The organism is Flavobacteriaceae bacterium (genome assembly GCA_003443635.1).
In the GTDB taxonomy this organism is placed as follows: domain Bacteria; phylum Bacteroidota; class Bacteroidia; order Flavobacteriales; family Flavobacteriaceae; genus AU392.
This window is the reverse complement of the sequence record CP031964.1, coordinates 925742-943972: the sequence shown is the minus strand read 5'-3', so window position 1 is coordinate 943972 and position 18231 is coordinate 925742. Positions and strand designations below refer to the sequence as shown.

Sequence of the window (18231 nt, the reverse complement as noted above, 5' to 3'; positions counted from 1 at the left end):
ACTATTTCTTTTTTGCAGTTGCTCTTTTTTTCTTTTTAGGAGCATTCTTCTCTATAAGAGCTTGAACTTCTTCAAGTGTAAAGTTAGAAACATCTATGGTTTTTGCAAGCTCTATTTTAGTTTTTCCTTGAATAATATTGTGACGTCCCCATCTTGCTTTTTCAACTCTAATTCCTTCTGCTTCCCAATGATGAATTAACTTATCTTTTTCTTTCTGAATTTTGTCTTCAATAAGCTCTACGATATCTGAATCTGATAAATTATCCCAATCGTATTTTTTATTGACATTAATAAACATATTGTTCCATTTAATAAATGGTCCAAAACGCCCTTTTCCTTTTTGTACTGGCAACTCCTTATATGTATATATAGGAGCATCTGCTTTTTCTTTTTCTTCAATAAGCACAATCGCATCATCCATCTCTACTGTTAATGGATCTACTCCTTTTGGCAATGAAATGAATTTTTTGCCAAATTTTACATAAGGACCAAAACGACCATTATTAACACTTATTTCTTCATCTTTATAATTACCTAAGTTTTTTGGAAGTTGAAACAAATCCATTGCTTCTTCATAAGTAATTGTGTTTAATTGTTGTTCTGGAGATAAGCTTGCAAATATTGGCTTTTCTTCATCATCTACAGTTCCTATCTGTACCATTGGTCCAAACTTCCCTAAGCGAACACTTACTCGTCTTCCTGTTTTTGGGTCTTCTCCAAGAATACGCTCTCCAGATTCTCTTTCTGCATTTTCTTGAACATCTTCTACCTTAGGATGGAAATCTATATAAAAATCTTTCATCATTTTTTTCCAATCCTCTTTACCGTCAGCGATATCATCAAAGCTTTCTTCTACTTTTGCAGTAAAATTATAATCTAAAATGGTTTCAAAATGATTGACTAAAAAATCTGTTACTATCATTCCTATATCTGTTGGAACCAATTTACCTTTATCTGATCCAACTTTTTCTGAAAGCTGATTGTCTTTTACTTGTCCCTCACTAAGTACTAACTGTGTATATTTTCGCTCTTCACCTTCAATAGTTCCTTTTTCTACATAATTTCTATTCTGAATTGTAGATATGGTTGGCGCATATGTAGATGGTCGTCCAATTCCTAATTCTTCAAGTTGTTTTACCAATGAAGCTTCTGTATATCTATATGGAGGTCGTGTATAACGCTGTGTTGCTGTAACATATTTATTAAGCAATGTTTCTTGTTCTTGTAATGCAGGTAACATTCCTTCTTGTTCTGCATTCTCATCATCAGTACCTTCTAAATATACTTTTAAAAATCCATCAAATTTAATTACTTCTCCATTAGCACTAAATTGCTCGCTATGTGTTGATGCAGAAATCTTAACATTAGTACGTTCTAATTGTGCTTCACTCATTTGTGATGCAATAGCACGTTTCCAGATAAGCTCGTACAATCTAGCTTGATCTCTATCGATACCTACAGTATGTTTAGAGAAATCTGTGGGACGAATTGCTTCGTGAGCTTCTTGCGCTCCTTTAGACTTTCCTTTATAATTTCTAGACTTACTATATTCAGGTCCGTAAGCTTGGTTTATCTCTATTTCGGCTGCTTGTCTTGCATCATCAGATAAATTTACACTGTCTGTTCTCATATAAGTAATAAGACCAGCTTCATATAGACGCTGAGCCATTGTCATCGTTTTACTAACAGAAAAATATAATTTACGTGATGCTTCTTGTTGTAGTGTTGATGTTGTAAATGGTGCAGCTGGCGATTTTTTGGCAGGTTTCTTTTCTAAACTCGCTACACTAAAATTTGCAGTTGCATTAGCTTCTAAAAATTGATATGCCTCTTCTTTTGTTGTAAAATTCTTAGGTAATTTCGCTTTAAATGATTGCCCGGCAGTATTAGAAAATTCGGCATCAATTCTATAAGATGCTTGTGGTTTAAAATTTTGAATTTCGCGTTCGCGTTCTACAATTAACCTTACAGAAACAGATTGCACACGCCCTGCAGACAGCCCCCCTTTTACTTTTCGCCACAAAACAGGAGATAATTCATAACCTACTATACGATCTAATACTCGTCGTGCTTGTTGAGCATCAACTAAGTTATAATCTATACTTCTTGGATTTTCTACTGCTTTCTGAATAGCAGTTTTTGTGATTTCGTGAAAAACAATACGTTTTGTCTTAGCTTTATCTAATTTTAAAGATTCTGCTAAGTGCCAAGCAATTGCTTCTCCTTCTCTATCTTCATCACTAGCTAACCAAACCATTTCAGCTTTCTTAGCCAGCTCTTTTAACTTTTTTACTACTGCTTTTTTATCTTTAGAGACTTCATATTTTGGATCAAAATCTCCTTCTACATCTACACCCAACTCTTTAGACGGTAAATCTGAAATGTGTCCAAAACTAGACTCCACTTTAAAATCTTTACCCAAAAACTTTTCTATAGTTTTTGCTTTTGCAGGTGACTCAACAATTACTAAATTCTTAGCCATAAATATTTTTTTGAAGGTACAAATGTATATGAAAAAAAATATATGAACCTAATTTTATATTGTTTTAGCTTCTATTTAATACAATTACTTTTTTTTAAAAACTTCTTGCATATGTAAAAGACCCGTAGCCATGAGAGGAAGATAATTTAGTTTCTTTAGTATTAAAACTATAAACTAGTTTGTATGTATTTCGTTTTATTTTAAGTGTACTTCCAACATCCAATTTATATACATTTCTTGTTGGACTCGCCGTAAATGTAGTTTCATTTCTAGTAATTCCGCCTTGCAACAATGTGTTATGTATTACATATTTATGCCCTAGTCCTATAAAGCCAAAAAACTCATTGTTTAAAGAACTATTAACAACTCCAATTCCAGAAGTTTCATTAAATGTATTAAATTTTCCAAAAACATATCTGACTTCATTATTAACAAAAATATCTTTTGTTCCTAAACTAGGTTTTGTTATAATTTGAAATGTATTATTTTTATTAAGCTGCCAATTATAAATGTATTTTAATTTAAAATTAAATAACACTTTAAATCCTATTTGTTCTGCCCAAGTTGGCCTATTACCTAAATCAAACAAATCATGAAATCCTTGCTGCAAGCTTCCAGATAATGAAGCATCTCCAGTAACACCTCCTTCTAATGCTAAAAATAATGCAGACCTACTTTTTATTTTAACAATTTCAATACTTCCATAAAGCCAACCTGCAAAAGGTCTATCAAATCTAGAAGAGTCAAAAGAACTCAAATCTGTAGGTGTATATGTTTCGTTACCCAATGTTAAATTTAATTGAAGTTTATTACCTTCAATATTATCAAATATAAAATCGTTTTCTAGTTGCTTTTTATAAGTTATAAATAAACCACTAGTATAATATCTGTCTATAAATAAAAATTTATCGTTATCTATTTTAAATTCTATTTGTTCGTTTATGTCTTGCGAATATGTTATACAAGTATGTAATACCAATAACAATAAAGTTAATTGTTTAAGGAGTTTAAATATTGTGGTAAATATTAATTTCAAAGTAAAAAACAGTATTAATATTGTTTAATATTGAACATCTATCTTAATTAAATCACTTTCATCATTAAAGCCTATTACTTCTTTGTAAACTAAGTATGTTGGGTGATATATAAACGCAGATACAAATAATGCTGCTAATCCACAAGTAACCGTAACAGCAATACTTGTTAGCATAGAAGATATTATTAGCAAGCCAAATGTAATTAGCCATTTTTTATTTCCCAATTTAAAACTAATCGTTATAATATCTCCTGCGCTTAGATCTGGATTAAATGCAAAAACTACAGTAAAAAAAGAAATAGGCACCATTACATAAAAAACAGGTAGTACACATAATAATGCTGCAATTACTGATATGATCATTGAAATTATTAATAAGACAAGTAGTTTACCTAAATATTTACTTTTCACAAAATAGAACAAATCAGATATTCTCACTTGCTCATTTTTATCTAAAAGCATCATTATTCTATAAAATCCAGCGTTAATTGCCATTGACATTGCTCCTAAAACAAATACTCCAACAAAAATGAATATTATATATATAATAGAAAATCCAGCAAAAAAGGCAGAAAATATTTCTGGATCGTAATCTCCTTCATTAATCTGAGCTATAAAAAGAAATATTAATGGAATGTAAAGTATTATTATTAATGGAAGCGTTATTAATATCGTCATCAATTTCATTAAGAATCCTTGTATCCAAGTTTTTTTAAACAATTCAAAAGAATTACTAAAAACAGTTCCAAAATCTAACTGTTTTGAATTGCTAATTTTATCTAATAAATAATTAATTGTATTCATAATTTAGCTAATCGTTTACAATAGCGATCAAATGTAGAGAGATAAAATATATCTCACAAAAAATATTTATACAGGTATGACACTTTGTCACAAAGTATAAATAAATTGTATCTTTGCATACTTATTGACCTTAAAAAGTCTCAAGAATATTTATGGAGAAGATTATTGATGAAAGCAAACAAGGGAAACACCTTGTTTTAGATCAAAAAACAAGTAATACACGAAAGCTTTTTATAGAAAGCTATGGTTGCGCTATGAATTTTAGCGATAGTGAAATTGTAGCTTCAATATTATCTAAAGAAGGTTTTAATACAACCAGTAACCTTGAAGATGCGGATTTAGTTTTAGTTAATACTTGTTCTATTCGCGATAAAGCAGAACAAACAATTAGAAAGCGCTTAGAGAAATACAATGCTGTAAAACGAGTTAACCCTAAAATGAAAGTTGGTGTTTTAGGTTGTATGGCTGAACGCCTAAAAACGCAATTTTTAGAAGAAGAAAAAATAGTAGACCTTGTTGTTGGACCTGATGCTTATAAAGATTTACCTAATTTGATTGCAGAAGTTGATGAAGGTCGTAATGCCGTAAATGTTATTCTTTCTAAAGAAGAAACTTATGGAGATATTGCTCCTGTACGTTTAAATACAAATGGGGTTACTGCACTTGTTTCTATTACAAGAGGTTGCGATAATATGTGCACTTTTTGTGTTGTCCCCTTTACAAGAGGTCGTGAACGTAGTCGAGATCCTCAGAGTATTATTGAAGAAATAAACGATTTATGGAATAAGGGCTTTAAAGAGATTACATTATTAGGTCAAAATGTAGATAGTTACTTATGGTATGGAGGTGGGCTTAAAAAAGATTTTGCAAATGCTTCAGAGATACAAAAAGCAACAGCAATAAATTTCTCTAAATTATTAGAACTTTGTGCTGAAGCACAATCTAAAATGCGTATTCGTTTTTCGACATCTAATCCTCAAGACATGTCTTTGGATGTGATTAAAACTATGTCGAAATACAAAAATATCTGTAACTACATTCATTTACCAGTACAAAGTGGTAGTAATCGCATTTTAAAAGAAATGAATCGTCAACACACACGTGAGGAATATATTGAGTTAATTAAAAATATTAAAGATATTTTACCAGACTGCACAGTAAGTCAAGACATGATAACTGGGTTTCCTACAGAAACAGAACAAGATCATCAAGATACTTTAAGTTTAATGAACAGCATTAAATATTCGTTTGGATATATGTATGCTTATTCTGAACGTCCAGGAACTCTTGCGGAGCGTAAATTAGATGATGATGTGCCTCTGTTGGTAAAAAAACGCAGGTTAGCAGAAATTGTAGATTTACAACAAAAACACAGTTTATACCGAACTAAACAATTTGTTAATAAAACTGTAGAAGTTCTTATAGAAAAAGAATCTAAAAAATCCTCAAAACATTGGTCTGGACGAAACGAGCATAATGCAGTTGTGGTATTCCCCAAAGAACATTACAAAATAGGTGATTTTGTAAACGTAAAAACTAAAGATTGTACTAGCGCAACACTTATTGGTGATGCCATTGGTTATTCTGAAAATAATTAAAACTATGGAATCAATTCAAGCTATAAAACAACGTTTTGGAATTATTGGGAATGATCCTAGTTTAAATCGTGCTGTTGAAAAATCTATACAAGTAGCTCCAACAGACATTTCTGTTTTGGTTACTGGAGAAAGTGGAGTAGGTAAAGAGAGTATTCCTAAAATAATTCATCAATTATCACATCGTAAACACGGTAAATTTATTGCAGTAAATTGCGGTGCTATTCCTGAAGGTACAATTGATAGTGAATTGTTTGGTCATGAAAAAGGCGCTTTTACAGGAGCAACACAAACCCGTAATGGTTATTTTGAGGTTGCAGATGGGGGTACCATTTTTTTAGATGAAGTTGGAGAATTACCTTTAACTACTCAAGTACGCTTACTTCGTGTTTTAGAAAATGGAGAATTTATAAAGGTAGGTTCCAGTAAAGTACAAAAAACAAATGTTAGAATCGTAGCAGCAACAAACGTTAATATGTTTGAAGCCATTCAAAAAGAAAAATTTAGAGAAGATTTATATTACAGATTAAGTACAGTAGAAATTCATCTACCTGCTCTCCGTAAACGAAAAGAAGATATTCATTTATTGTTTAGAAAATTTGCCAGTGATTTTGCTCTAAAATACAAAATGCCTACCATTAGATTAAATGAACAAGCTATTAGTTTACTTTTAAAATATCGTTGGAGTGGTAATATTAGGCAATTGCGTAATGTAGCAGAGCAAATTTCTGTATTAGAACAAAATAGAGCCATTTCTATAGATACATTAAGACATTATTTACCAGATGTTGGTCAAAATTTACCAGCAGTTATTAATACCTCGAAATCTGAAAGTGATTTTAGTAACGAGCGTGAGATTTTATACAAGGTGCTGTTTGATATGAAAAGTGATTTAAATGATCTTAAAAAGTTAACCATGAAGCTTATGCAAGAGGGAAATAATAAAGATGTTCAAAAAGATAATGAGAGTTTAATTCAGAAAATATACCGAGAGGATGATGTTGATCATAAGGAAAATTTAGAGGTTTTATCTCTTCCTCAACAAAACCCTCCAACTGTTGAGATAATTGAAGATTCTCAAGATAAATATCATTTTGCTGAAGAAGTTTTAGAAGAAGAAACACTTTCGCTTCATGACAAAGAATTAGAATTAATTAAAAAATCGCTAGAACGTCATCATGGAAAACGTAAATTAGCAGCAGCAGAGCTAGGTATTAGCGAACGCACATTATATAGAAAAATTAAACAATTTGATTTATAAGTTTAAATAGACAATCTCTTTTGACTTAATTTCGTTTTAAAATAAAAACATCTAAATGAAACTATTAAAATATATATTAATAATTGCTATTACATTAACATCAATAAGCTGTATTAGCTATTCGTTTACAGGAGCATCTATTCCTGAAGGCACGAATAGTTTTCAAGTTAATTTTTTTCAAAATAATTCGCAATTAATTGAACCTGGTATAGATCGAGATTTCACTAATACATTAACAGATTTGTTAAGAGATCAAACAAGTTTAGAGCTTGTAAAATTTAATGGAGATTTAGTTTACGAAGGTGAAATTATAGATTATAGAGTATCTCCCACTACCGCTACTGCAAATAATACCGCTGCACAAAATCGTTTAACTATTAGAGTTAATGTTCGTTATTTTAACAAAAAAGATCCTGAAGCAGATTTTGAACAACCATTTTCTTTTTTCTTTGATTTTGAAGGTGCTGCAGATTTATCTCCTGCTTTAAGAACTACAGCTCAAGAAGAGATTTTTGAACGTATTACTCAAGATATATTTAATGCTTCATTAGCAAATTGGTAAGTTTAAATAAATGAATACTACAGATCTCACATATTTACTACAACATCCGCAAACTTTGGATGACAAACAAACTAATGAGATCAAATCTATTATTAATGAGTTTCCTTATTTTCAATCGGTAAGAGCAATTTATTTAAAAGGGCTTAAAAACGAAGATAGCTTCAAATATAATCAAGAATTAAAAACAACTGCTGCTCATACTGCAGATAGAAGTATTTTATTTGATTTTATTACTTCTGAAGAGTTTATTCAAAATAAAGTTTCTGAATATATTAAACAGAATTTAGAGCACATAAAAGATATTGAAGTTAAAGATGTTGAAGATATTTCTATTAACAAAAGTGTGATTATTGACGATACACTAAAACAGTATATAAAAGATACAGAGCCTACTTTAAACCCTTCTTTATTTAAAGCAAAGCATATTACTACAGATACATTCACAGCTGACTCAACAGAAACAACAAAAACACCAAAAGAAATTCTTGAAGTTGGCAAACCTTTAAACTTTAATAAAAATGAAGCTCATTCTTTTGGCGAATGGTTAAAAATAACAAGCTTCAAACCTATTATTAGAGACAAAAAGAAGCAAATCAAAAACGATCTTACAGAAGTCAAAAAGACAAACAAATTTGACTTAATAGATAAGTTTATTGCCAATAACCCAAAGATTGAACCTGTAAAAAAAGAAGGGAAATCACATAACATTGCTAAAGCTCAAATGATGAAGCCTAAGTCCCTGATGACTGAAACATTAGCGCGGATTTATGTGGAGCAAAAAAATTACGATAAAGCGATTCAGTCTTATAAAATTTTAAGTTTGAAATATCCAGAAAAAAGTAGTTTCTTTGCAGACCAAATTCAAGCAGTAAAAGAATTACAAAAACATAATACTATATAATAATGAGTACGTTTACAATATTTTTAGGTCTAATCATTATCGTAGCATTTTTACTAGTTGTAGTAATAATGGTACAGAATCCTAAAGGTGGTGGATTATCATCATCATTTGGTGGTAGTGGTGGACAACAATTAGGTGGTGTAAAAAAAACAGGGGATTTTTTAGATAAAAGTACTTGGGCATTAGCTACCTTATTATTAGCATTAATTTTATTATCTAATGTTGCTATTGGTGGCCCAAACGGAACATCAGAATCTAAAGCTTTAGATCAAAATGCGACAACATCACAGCCAGTAAGTACGGAAACGACACCACCTCCGCCTCCAACAACAGAAAACAATTAAGAAACTAATAACTAGAAGAGTTATTAATTTATAATAGTACATTAAAAATGCTGACTGTAAAAGTTGGCATTTTTTGTAATTAATATTAACTAGAAATTACAGTGAAATGAAATTTTGTCAGCATTAATCTATTGGCACAATTTTAGAATAACGCTAATGCGTTAAACATAATTTAATTAATCAAAAAAATAAAAACAATGGGATTAAATATTAAACCATTAGCAGATCGTGTTCTTATAGAGCCACTTCAAGCTGAAACTACAACAGCTTCAGGAATTATCATTCCAGATAATGCCAAAGAAAAACCTCAAAAAGGAAATGTAGTTGCCGTTGGTAACGGTACCAAAGATGATCCTATTACTGTAAAAGTTGGAGATACTGTTTTATATGGCAAATATGCTGGAACAGAGCTCAAACTTGAAGGTAACGATTATTTAATTATGCGTGAGAGCGATATCTTAGCTATCGTATAATTACATTCTTGTGAAAACAGGAATCTCTTTAATCAAAACTAAATTATTATTTATAACAAATAGATTTCCAATTTCATGGAAATGCTAAAATTAAAATTTTAACAATGGCAAAAGATATAAAATTTGATGTAGAAGCGCGTGACGGTTTAAAACGTGGTGTAGATGCATTAGCAAATGCAGTAAAAGTAACTTTAGGACCTAAAGGTCGTAATGTAATTATTAGCAAGTCATTTGGAGCACCTCAAGTAACAAAAGATGGTGTTACTGTCGCTAAAGAAGTTGAGCTAGAAAATGAGCTTGAAGATATGGGGGCACAAATGGTAAAAGAAGTTGCTTCAAAAACCAATGACCTAGCTGGAGATGGTACAACAACTGCAACCGTATTAGCACAAGCAATTGTAAAAGAAGGGTTAAAAAATGTTGCTGCAGGTGCAAATCCAATGGATTTAAAGCGTGGTATAGATAAAGCTGTCGAAGCAATTACTACAGATCTTGAGAAGCAAGCAAAGAAAGTTGGAAATTCTTCAGAAAAAATTCAACAAGTAGCATCTATTTCAGCAAACAACGATAATACTATTGGTGAATTAATTGCAAAAGCATTTGGCAAAGTAGGTAAAGAAGGTGTTATTACTGTTGAGGAAGCAAAAGGAACAGACACTTATGTAGATGTTGTTGAAGGAATGCAATTTGACAGAGGGTATTTATCGCCTTATTTTGTGACAGATGCTGATAAAATGATCGCTGATTTAGAAAATCCATACATTTTATTATTCGATAAAAAGATTTCTAATTTACAAGAAATTCTTCCAATATTAGAACCAGTTGCACAATCTGGAAGACCTCTTTTAATAATTGCAGAAGATGTTGAAGGTCAAGCTTTAGCTACTTTAGTAGTTAATAAATTACGTGGCGGTCTTAAAATTGCTGCTGTAAAAGCACCAGGATTTGGAGACAGACGTAAAGCAATGTTAGAAGATATTTCTATCTTAACTGGAGGTGTGGTAATCTCTGAAGAAAGAGGGTTTTCTTTAGAAAATGCAGATTTAACAATGTTAGGAACTGCAGAAACTGTAACTATCGATAAAGATAATACTACTATCGTAAATGGTTCTGGAAAAGCTACAGAAATTAAAGCAAGAGTAAACCAAATTAAAGCACAAATTGAAACGACAACTAGTGATTACGATAAAGAAAAATTACAGGAACGCTTAGCTAAATTAGCTGGTGGTGTTGCTGTACTTTATGTTGGCGCTGCTTCTGAAGTAGAGATGAAAGAAAAGAAAGATCGTGTAGACGACGCTTTACACGCTACTCGAGCTGCTGTTGAAGAAGGTATTGTTGCTGGTGGTGGTGTTGCTTTAGTAAGAGCTAAATCTGTTTTAGAAAAAATAACTACTGATAACCTTGACGAAGTAACTGGTGTACAAATTGTAGCTCGTGCTATTGAAGCACCTTTACGTACTATTGTTGAAAATGCTGGAGGAGAAGGTTCTGTGGTTATTAATAAAGTTTCTGAAGAGAAAGGTGATTTTGGTTATGACGCAAAATCTGAAACTTATGTAAATATGCTAAAAGCTGGTATTATAGATCCTAAAAAAGTAACACGTATTGCATTAGAAAATGCTGCTTCTGTTGCTGGAATGATCTTAACTACAGAATGTGCCTTAGTAGACATTAAAGAAGATGCTCCTGCAGGCGCTAGTGGAATGCCTCCTATGGGTGGTGGAATGCCAGGAATGATGTAATATAATATAGTATTATATATAAATTAAAAGACCCTTGACGATAAAATCAAGGGTCTTTTTTATTTAGTTTTCTAAGTTTATTTATCTTCAAACACAACCTTACCATCGAAAATAGTCATCACTACTTTTGTATCAAGCACTTGATTTTCTGGAACTGTCATTAAATCTTGATTATAAATAGTGAAATCAGCGAGTTTCCCTACCTCTATTGATCCTTTAATATCTTCTTCGAATGCACCATAGGCTGCATCTAGTGTATAAGATCTTAAAGCTTGAGTCCGAGTCATTTTCTGTTCTGGTTCGTAACCTTCTTCTGGAAGTCCTTTTAATGTTTTACGGCTAATACTTGCATAAAAACTCGCTATAGGATTAATAGGTTCCACAGGCACATCAGTACCGTTAACAATCGGTATACCGCTCTGCAATAAATCTTGCCACATATATGCTCCTTCTTTAATTCGTTTCTCACCAAGGCGATCAATTGCCCAAGGGCGGTCAGACGACATGTGAACTGCCTGCATAGCAGGAATCACACCTAGTTCTGCAAAACGTGGAATGTCATCAGGATGTAGGTGCTGTGCATGTTCTATTCTAAATCTATGATCTTCAGCCTTACCTCCAAGAGCATTCATTGCTAGTTCATAGCGATCTAAAATTTCTCTATTAGCTCTATCTCCTATAGCATGCGCACAAACCTGAAATCCATTTTGCAATCCATTATAAGCCGTCTCTCTCACAAACTCCATTGGTAAAGTTTCGTGTCCAAAATGATCTGGGCGATCTGTATAGGGTTCTAATAACCATGCCCCCCTCGAACCTAGTGCTCCGTCACAGTTCAACTTTATGGAGCGAATCGTAAATTTGTGGTCTGGATCAATTCTAGCGCCTTTAGTATACCATTCATTCAGTAATTCTTTATCCCACCCTGTCAACATAGCATAGATACGTACATCCATTTTATCATTAGACTGCATCTCATCGTAAAATTCAATAGTTCTCCTAGGAATACCTGCATCATGAAAACTTGTAATCCCGTTTCTATGGGAAGCTTTAACGGCTAAATCAAACGCTTGTCTATCTGTTTCTGCTGTTCTATCTGGAACATGTCTTGTTATCAAAGTTTGCGCTCGCTCGTTAAAAACACCTGTTGGACGCCCTCCCTCATCTAAAATGACTTCTCCTCCTTCAATCTTATAAGCTCCTAAGCCTTCTTTATACAATCCTGTTAAACCTGCAACTTCCATAGCTTTTGCATTTGCAAAACCTGCATGCCCACTAGCATGACTTAAATATACTGGATTATCAGGCGACACCTCACTCAATCTAAAATGAGTTTGAAATCCTTTTACCAAATTCTCAGGTAAAGAATCCCATTTACTTTGATGCCATCCACGACCTGTAATCCATTCACCCGGCTCTGCTGTTTCAACACGTTTTGCTACAGCATCAATAATAGATTGATAACTCGTTGTTCCCAACAAGTCTAAACTAATTTCATTATACCCTAGCCCCATAAAATGACCATGCCCTTCAATAAGACCAGGAGTCATAGTTTTCCCTTTTAAATCTATCAATTCAGTAGTTTCTCCTTTAAGTTTTTCTGCTTCCTTTAAAGCACCGGCAAAAAGAATAGTATCTCCTTTTACTGCTACTGCTTCAACTATAGTTTGATCATTATTAACTGTGTAAATAGTGCCTCCATAGATAAGCATTGAAGCTTCTACGTTTTTATTATTTGTACAAGATGTAAGAAACATTATTAATGTAACTATAAACAAGGAAAAGTATGAAATTCGTTTCATTTAGAATTGCTTTAGTATTTGTCCGAAATTATAAAAAAAAAGCCAGAAATTAATTTCTGGCTTTTTCAATTAGTTTTTATGATCATTCACGACTTTTTCATCACGATATTTGCAACAAGGATCTACACTATTATAAGCTTCTTCAGTTGCTTTTATTGCTTTAGTATCATGCCCAACAGCTGCAATATTTTGTTGAATTGACTTTAAATTAGTTTTACGTTGATCGTAAATAAGTTTTAACTCGTGAGATTTTATATTCCAAACAGCAGATTTAACTCCTTTGGTTTTTATAGCAGCTTTCTCAATACGCAGTTTGCACATTAAACACACACCATCTACTTCAATTGACGCTTTTTCATTTTTATTTTGAGCAAATGTTACTACACTTAAACATAGTGCTATTAACAATACTATTATTTTTTTCATTTTATTCAATTTTAAATCTTAATCCTACATAATATGTACTTCCAAAAATTGGACCATACACAAAAGTAGTATCAAAGTTTTGTCCAAAAGGGTTATCGTTACTAACAACAGGATTATCCTGTCTTATATTATTTATGTTTTCGCCTCCTAAATATACTTCAAAAGTTTTAGAAAACACTTTAGTTATTTGTGCATTAAGTGTTATAACTGTTGGTGTAAAGTTTGATCGTTGAAATTCTATAGGGCTAGATACAGTTGAAGGAAAGCGCTGCTCTCCTATCCAATTAAATGTAGCATCAAACTTCCATTGAGCTTCATTATCTTTTTGTTTGGTCTCATAGGATGTATTGGCAAATATTCGATTTTTAGGGGTTAAAGGAGTTTGCAATTCTCCTGAAAGAAAATCGGTTTTTACATCATAAAATTTATATGCAAATCGTAAATCTAATCGTTCTGCTAAATTATAATTAAATTCAGCTTGAAAACTATTAGCAAAACTATCACCTTCTAAATTATAAAAATTAAGCTCTAAAGGATTTTCAGAATCTACTATTACTTGATTTTGGAAATCTGTTCTATAAAAATCTAATGTTACATCAGCTTTTCTTCCAAAAAGATTAAATCCTTGAAGAAACGACACTCCATAATTCCAAGCGATTTCAGGTTCTAACCCATAAATTGGTCCGTCTGAATTTAAAATATTAATAGATCGTGAACTTGCAAAAAATTTCTGATTTTCAGCAAAAATATTAGCACTACGCTTTCCTCTACCAAAAGATGCTTTTAATGCCGATCTTTCCCAAGGTGTATACCGTAAATGAAATCTAGGTGTTATAAATGTTCCTAATAAATTATGAGTATCTATTCGTACACCTGCGGTTAAATTAAGATCATCTATATTATCAAATGTATATTCAAAAAAACCTCCTACAGAGCGCTCAGTTCTCTTAAACACATCCCCTAAAACTAGTTCATCATAATCATCATAAGTAAAACTTATTCCTGTTTTAAATTTATGTCGAGTATCTCCTAAAATAGAGTTATAGATAATATTAGAGTATAGGCTATTTTGCGTAATGTCATAAGTTCTTAATCCAAAAAATGAATTTTGATCATGATTACTATAGGCAAATTGAGCTCCAATGCTTTGATAAGGTAGTTCTGGGTTTACATAACCCAGTTTAGCAGACACCTCAAAACGCTCAGTATCTATTTCACTACCCCAAGCATTAGTTGTCAACCTATCTATATCAGGGTTAAATTGTGTTTGACCGGATTGTTTTTCGTCATTGAGATATCTAAAGTTAATGAAGCTCACAAACCCATTTTGAGTATCGGTATATTGCCAACGATTAATCACATTAACTTGCTTCATTAAAGGTACATCCAGAAACGAATCGTTATTTCTGTCAAATTTGGATTCTCGTAAATTACCATGAACAAACAAACCTGTATCCCATCGATCACTTACTTTTTTATTTAAATGTGTATTCAGTTCAAATCGTGCACTCCCAGATGCATATGCATTAACAAATAGCTTATCATTTTCTCTTGGTTTTTGAAGTTCTGCATTGATCTGCCCTGAAAAACTTTCAAAGCCATTAATAACACTTCCTGCTCCTTTAGTAATTTGAATGCTCTCTACCCAAGTACCTGGAATAAAGCTCAACCCGTACGCTTGCGAAGCACCTCGTATAGATGGAATATTTTCAGTAGCGATTAAAATATATGGGCTTGTTAAACCTAATAATTTTATCTGTTTTGTTCCAGAAACGGCATCAGCAAAATTAACATCGATAGACGGATTGGTTTCAAAACTTTCAGACAGATTACAACAAGCAGCTTTAAGTAACTCATCGCTACTAATATTTAAAATATTTGCCGCTTGCAAATACGATTTTCGTGTAGCTTGTTTTTGAGAAGTAATAGAAACTTCGTCCAAACTATTTTCTGACTGTAGAATATGCTTAATAGGTTTAACATTTGTAATTGTTAGTGTATCTGTTTTAAAACCCACATAACTTATAACCAACTTTGCATATTCCTTTTTATAAGGAATTGTAAATGTTCCATCAAAATCTGTCGTTGTCCCTATTGTGGTATCGAGCCAGAATATACTAGCTCCTCCAAGAGGAATTTCTTCATTATTTTCATTTACTTCCATCACTATACCTTTTAAATCATTTTGAGAAAAAAGTACAATAGGAAATAATAATATGATATATATAATGTGTTTCAATACATTTATAATTTAAGTTTTCTATTTCATTTTTTTATGGGTTCTTGAAAATAAGAATTCAAAGTGCCTTTTCGATAATTAAGAGTATATAAAGTTTCACCTTTTATAATCATATCCGTAGGTTTATGCACTTGATCTTTTAATTGTTGTTTTAAATTTCCTTGATGATCAAAAATTAAAACACGGTCATTTTCAAAATCAGTTACAAAAACTTCATTTTCTGAAACATAAATTCCTGTAGCAGCATTTATTCCTTGATTATAAGCAATTGCTTTTAAAAAATTACCTGTTTTATCAAACACCTGAACTCGATGATTATAAGCATCAGCAACCCAAATTTCATCTAACGTAATCTGCACATCTGTAGGGTAATAAAATTGTCCATTAGCATTGCCTTCACTTCCAAAACTATTCCATTGTGTGCCATTGAAATAATGAATTTGATTGTTGTAAAAATCAGCAATCGCTATCTCATTTTTAAAATTAGACACTCCAGCTGGAGCGTCTAATTTTATTTCTATGGGCAATACCTTTCGTACATCCTTATTTACAATTGCAATCGTATCAGATCCGTATTGAGGCACATAAATAGAAGTAGCATTAGCAGAAATATGCATTGGTCTATCAAAGCCATCTATAATTTTAAGTATATTTCCTTTATTATCAATATTTACTAATCGATTATGGTCTGCATCAGATAACCACAGTTCTTCTCCTTTTAAGGTAATACCAATTGGGTTGACTTCGTCTATATTAATTGTTTCCTGTAATACCCATTTCTTAGCTATCTCCTTTTTAGAGGAGTTACAGCTAGCAATAATTACAGTAAAACTTAGCATTATTAAAATTTTCTTCATTTTCAGATACTTAAGGTGTATTTTCTATTTTACTTTCAGAAACTTCTATTTCTCCATTGGCTCTAGTAATTTTCATAGTAACTGGAGTATAACCTGCTTTTTTCACTTGTTCTTCAACTTGTAAAATAGTTAATTTCTTTTCTGTCGGGTAAGTGAAAGTAAAATCACCTGTTTCAATATCTATAGCTACGTTTTTTATTCCTTTAAATTCTTTAAATTTCTTTTCTAACCCATAAGCACAAAAAGGACATCCTAATCCATCCACTTGAATTTTAAAACTATCACGTTCTTTTTGAGCTTGTATTGTTGATACTGAAACCAATCCTAGAAACAGTGTCATTATTATTTTTGTTTTCATTTTTTATTTTTTTAATTATTTATAATATTTTAAAAAGTGTATCTACCACCAAGGAATAAGGAGTAATTCAATTCACGACCAGTATCTACATCATTCACCAAAGGAACTTGAACGGAAACATCTATTGTGAAATCCTTTCCTGCATACTGTATTCCCTGTGCATATAGCAATTGATACCAATTTCTTTCAAAAATCCAAAAATTGCTATATTCAAAATACAAGTTGATTTGTTTATTAGGGAATTGTGGTTTTAATAGAGGCAATCCAAACCCTAGCTTGTATCTTAAATGATCTAAGGTTCCATTAGGAATCCAATTATATCCCAATTCACTAGTTATTCCAAATTTTAAAGATTCATAACCTGTTAATATACCATAGTATCCTTGATACAATCCTGTACTCAATCCTAATAAATCCAGTTCTTCTCCTGTTGGTAAAGTTTGCTCTGTTTTTGCTAATACTCTAAATGTTTTGCCTGTAGCATTTTTTTGATAAAACTGATATTTACCAGTTAATCTTATATCTGCTAAACCACTTCCATTGGAAGCAGATTCAAAATCATAGGTAATAAATGGAATATCTATAGCTATAGATGTATTAGAGGTAGGTAAATAACTTAGACTAAAAGGAATATATACAAAATTTCCTCGCTCAGTATTTCTATATTCTATTAGTGTTCTCGCAGTAAAACTGTCACTTCCTAATAAAATAATTTTATCTAAAGTAATTGGAGGACCCTGCGCTAAACTAACAACACTAAATAGCATTGCTATAAATGATCCTATATATATTTTCATTATTGTTCTTTTTGATTATTATTTTTCTATAAAATTATAATTGCATCCAAATATTGGTATACAATCAAGTAACAATACTCATGCGCATTGTTATTAGAAATAATAAAAAATCAAATTAAATAAGCCTCGTCAAGTTTGAAGAGTTGCCTGACAATAAGTGGTGGTGGATATTCTAAAAAAGATATCGTTCTATTCTCTAATCCCTTAAAAGAATTAATATAAGAATATGTATAAACGGTAATAAAAAGCTGTTGTTCAAAATTTAAATCATCAAAAGTAAGCGCTTTTAACTCATCTTGACCTTGAATAACTTCAATCTCATCATTACAACATGATTTTTCATTCTCATTAGAATTCATAACAGTGTCCATTCCGCATTTTTCAACAGAATTAAACAACGCTACATCAACTAAAAAAGATCCACAATAATGTTTTTCAACAGTAAATGATAGTGTTGAACACAATACTATTAGCGCTAAACTTATAGAAAAAACTTTATGTAATAATTCTTTTAACAAGGTACAAAGATACAAAAACTAAAAAATTAAT

The 18231-nt window shown here is 31.6% G+C and carries 17 protein-coding genes; 7 read left to right on the top strand and 10 right to left on the bottom strand.

All coding sequences use genetic code 11. The annotated features are described in order from the left end of the window. Position 1 precedes the first annotated feature (1 nt). The 3 genes from topA to D1817_04110 all read right to left on the bottom strand — a co-directional run bounded on the left by topA (position 2) and on the right by D1817_04110 (position 4322). Positions 2 to 2482: a type I DNA topoisomerase gene (topA, locus tag D1817_04120; protein AXT19079.1), complete on the bottom strand. Its 2481-nt coding sequence runs from the start codon at positions 2480 to 2482 to the stop codon at positions 2 to 4. Between the two features lie 94 nt (positions 2483 to 2576). Then, positions 2577 to 3539: a DUF2219 family protein gene (locus tag D1817_04115; protein ID AXT19078.1), complete on the bottom strand. Its 963-nt coding sequence runs from the start codon at positions 3537 to 3539 to the stop codon at positions 2577 to 2579. A gap of 3 nt (positions 3540 to 3542) precedes the next feature. After that, positions 3543 to 4322: a hypothetical protein gene (locus D1817_04110; GenBank protein ID AXT19077.1), complete on the bottom strand. Its 780-nt coding sequence runs from the start codon at positions 4320 to 4322 to the stop codon at positions 3543 to 3545. A 152-nt stretch (positions 4323 to 4474) separates the two neighbouring features. Between D1817_04110 and miaB the strand changes: the two genes are divergently transcribed. The 7 genes from miaB to groL all read left to right on the top strand — a co-directional run bounded on the left by miaB (position 4475) and on the right by groL (position 11203). Beyond that, positions 4475 to 5920: a tRNA (N6-isopentenyl adenosine(37)-C2)-methylthiotransferase MiaB gene (gene miaB / locus D1817_04105; protein AXT19076.1), complete on the top strand. Its 1446-nt coding sequence runs from the start codon at positions 4475 to 4477 to the stop codon at positions 5918 to 5920. Between the two features lie 4 nt (positions 5921 to 5924). Next, positions 5925 to 7178: a sigma-54-dependent Fis family transcriptional regulator gene (locus D1817_04100; GenBank protein ID AXT21225.1), complete on the top strand. Its 1254-nt coding sequence runs from the start codon at positions 5925 to 5927 to the stop codon at positions 7176 to 7178. A 55-nt stretch (positions 7179 to 7233) separates the two neighbouring features. After that, positions 7234 to 7740, top strand: coding sequence for a hypothetical protein (locus D1817_04095; GenBank protein ID AXT19075.1), 507 nt, complete (start codon positions 7234 to 7236; stop codon positions 7738 to 7740). A gap of 10 nt (positions 7741 to 7750) precedes the next feature. Then, positions 7751 to 8641: a hypothetical protein gene (locus D1817_04090; protein AXT19074.1), complete on the top strand. Its 891-nt coding sequence runs from the start codon at positions 7751 to 7753 to the stop codon at positions 8639 to 8641. A gap of 2 nt (positions 8642 to 8643) precedes the next feature. Next, a complete protein-coding gene (secG, locus tag D1817_04085; protein AXT19073.1) occupies positions 8644 to 8985 on the top strand; it encodes a preprotein translocase subunit SecG in 342 nt (113 codons plus the stop codon). A 197-nt stretch (positions 8986 to 9182) separates the two neighbouring features. After that, on the top strand, positions 9183 to 9458 hold the full coding sequence (locus D1817_04080; protein ID AXT19072.1) for a co-chaperone GroES: 276 nt from the start codon (positions 9183 to 9185) through the stop codon (positions 9456 to 9458). 104 nt (positions 9459 to 9562) lie between these two features. Then, positions 9563 to 11203, top strand: a complete 1641-nt coding sequence (groL, locus tag D1817_04075) for a chaperonin GroEL (GenBank protein AXT19071.1) — start codon at positions 9563 to 9565, stop codon at positions 11201 to 11203. A gap of 77 nt (positions 11204 to 11280) precedes the next feature. On the opposite strand, the gene D1817_04070 is transcribed toward groL, so the two are convergent. The 7 genes from D1817_04070 to D1817_04040 all read right to left on the bottom strand — a co-directional run bounded on the left by D1817_04070 (position 11281) and on the right by D1817_04040 (position 18200). Beyond that, positions 11281 to 12915 carry an amidohydrolase gene (locus D1817_04070; GenBank protein AXT21224.1) on the bottom strand — a complete coding sequence of 545 codons (1635 nt, stop codon included), beginning with the start codon at positions 12913 to 12915 and terminating at the stop codon, positions 11281 to 11283. Positions 12916 to 13074: 159 nt separating this feature from the next. After that, the gene (locus D1817_04065) at positions 13075 to 13431 is read right to left on the bottom strand and encodes an ATPase (GenBank protein AXT21223.1); all 357 of its coding nucleotides are present in this window, start codon (positions 13429 to 13431) and stop codon (positions 13075 to 13077) included. 1 nt (position 13432) lies between these two features. Further along, entirely contained in the window at positions 13433 to 15595 is a 2163-nt protein-coding gene (locus D1817_04060; GenBank protein AXT19070.1) for a TonB-dependent receptor, read from the bottom strand. 101 nt (positions 15596 to 15696) lie between these two features. Next, a complete protein-coding gene (locus D1817_04055) occupies positions 15697 to 16527 on the bottom strand; it encodes a hypothetical protein (GenBank protein ID AXT19069.1) in 831 nt (276 codons plus the stop codon). A gap of 10 nt (positions 16528 to 16537) precedes the next feature. Beyond that, positions 16538 to 16885 carry a copper chaperone gene (locus D1817_04050; GenBank protein ID AXT19068.1) on the bottom strand — a complete coding sequence of 116 codons (348 nt, stop codon included), beginning with the start codon at positions 16883 to 16885 and terminating at the stop codon, positions 16538 to 16540. A gap of 29 nt (positions 16886 to 16914) precedes the next feature. Further along, positions 16915 to 17682, bottom strand: a complete 768-nt coding sequence (locus D1817_04045; GenBank protein ID AXT19067.1) for a hypothetical protein — start codon at positions 17680 to 17682, stop codon at positions 16915 to 16917. A 110-nt stretch (positions 17683 to 17792) separates the two neighbouring features. Then, the gene (locus D1817_04040; protein AXT19066.1) at positions 17793 to 18200 is read right to left on the bottom strand and encodes a hypothetical protein; all 408 of its coding nucleotides are present in this window, start codon (positions 18198 to 18200) and stop codon (positions 17793 to 17795) included. Positions 18201 to 18231 lie beyond the last annotated feature (31 nt).